Here is a 1,816-nt window from a genome sequence, read left to right on the forward strand (position 1 = left end):
GCAGTGATAAGAGTCCCGCTTGTGAGAACGCTTTCTTTGGATATGCCTGGTTCATGTGACTGGCTCCTGAGTTCCACCAAGGTCCTCGCTGGTTTGTCGCTGATCTCCACGCTCTTCCTTCCCCAAGTCCGCTCCTCATTAGCATTCTTGCTCGGGCGTACGACCTTTTCCTTTGCCGCCATATCAGGCAGCGCAGTTTTCGCCGTATCCAACTATCCAGCTCGTCCAAACAGCCTTTCACTTCCGTTAAGCGAAAGTAGCTCATCCAACCACGTAATACCGGGTTCAACTCTCTTAGCACCGTCTTCATCGCTCTCGAGACATTCCCCGTCAGTAAAACCCGGATTTTGTCTTTTACCCGTGACACGCTGCTCGTTGAGATCTTCAACTTCGTTATCTTATGGTGAGTGACGCTGTACCCCAGGAATTTTCGTTTCCACGGCCTGTCCACCGCGCTTTTATGCGTATTTACCTTTAGCTGGAGTTTCTCCTCCAGATAGTGGCTTATCTCTTTCATCGCGTGCTCTCCGGCTTTACAACTGCATACATAGATATTGCAATCATCTGCATACCGGCAGAACTTGTGGCCTCGCCGCTCCAGTTCGCGGTCAAGAGCCGTCAGTAAAATATTCGATAACAGCGGCGAGAGTGGGCTGCCTTGCGGCATGCCTTCCCGTTGTTTCGTGATTTCTCTGCCCGCGACCCTGTCCACTTCCAGATAGCGCCTGATTAGTTTGAGCAACCGGATATCTTTGATTTTCCGACTCAGCCTCGACATTAGGATGTCGTGGTTAACTCGGTCAAAGAACTTCTCCAGATCCAGATCAACTACCCACCGGTATCCGCTTTGCATGTAGAATTGTGCTTGCTGCACTGCCTGCCACGCGTTGCGACCCGGGCGGAAGCCGTAGCTGGCGTCTGAGAACTCCGGCTCATAATAAGGCGTGAGGTGCTGTTGTATAGCCTGTTGGATCAGTCTGTCTACCACCGTTGGGATACCCAGCCGTCGAACCCCGCCATCCGGCTTAGGGATCTCTATCTGACGTATCGCCTGTGGGACATAGTTTCCCTGCAACAATGCCTCTTTGACACTCGCCCAGTGTTGTTTCAGCCAGTCTTTGAGCTCGCCAACGCTCAGGTTATCTACCCCTGCTCCGCCTTTGTTCTCTACCACTCGCTGGTAGGCCAGCATCAAATTGCTTCGGGTTATCACCGCTTCCAGATTCGGCGGCACTTCCGCTTTCGTTTGCTCACCTTTCGCCGTGTACGTTTCAACTCCCACAACAGTGCTCCGCAAGTTCCGCTTGCCTCCTTCTGTTCAGGCGACGGTATTTCCGTACTTGTGCATCATCAACGTGCATCGAGATAAGGCGTCCTAATCACGGTTATCAATGTTCAGCCCTTTATGATGCCGGTTTTGCATCACTACTACGGCCTCGGCTGACTTCTGTTGTCCCCTCCCAACACCTCACGATGTCAGTAGCACAGTGGCAGAACAACAGAGCTCCCGGGGTAATTCACGCGACCTTCCTGCTTATACCTGTCGGCTTTACGTCACAGCGTTCCGTGTAAGTATTGGGCTTTGACGATACTAGCCGCCTCACCCCACTGTGCCGCCTAAACCGCTTCCTGTTCGTCAGGCCAGCATTTTGCTTTCGGTTTCCTTCAGATCCGCAGTCACCCACGGCACCCTTACCGTTCAGCTAACACTTCCCCTTACCGGGTGTGTAGAGGACTTTCACCTCCAAGTCACCGGTTTGGTCACCACAACCAACCCGGTTGCGCTCACGCGCAACGCGCCATGCCCAGCGCACTA

The 1,816-nt window shown here is 53.1% G+C and carries 1 protein-coding gene; it reads right to left on the reverse strand.

Features of this window, described 5'->3' with window-relative positions; all coding sequences use genetic code 11:
• The coding region (ltrA, locus tag BO26_RS18395) for a group II intron reverse transcriptase/maturase (RefSeq protein ID WP_081861949.1) at positions 1–1,192 on the reverse strand (1,192 nt) is incomplete at its 3' end.
• Positions 1,193–1,816: the final 624 nt, after the last annotated feature.

The organism is Photorhabdus australis DSM 17609 (assembly GCF_000711895.1).
Classification (GTDB): domain Bacteria; phylum Pseudomonadota; class Gammaproteobacteria; order Enterobacterales; family Enterobacteriaceae; genus Photorhabdus; species Photorhabdus australis.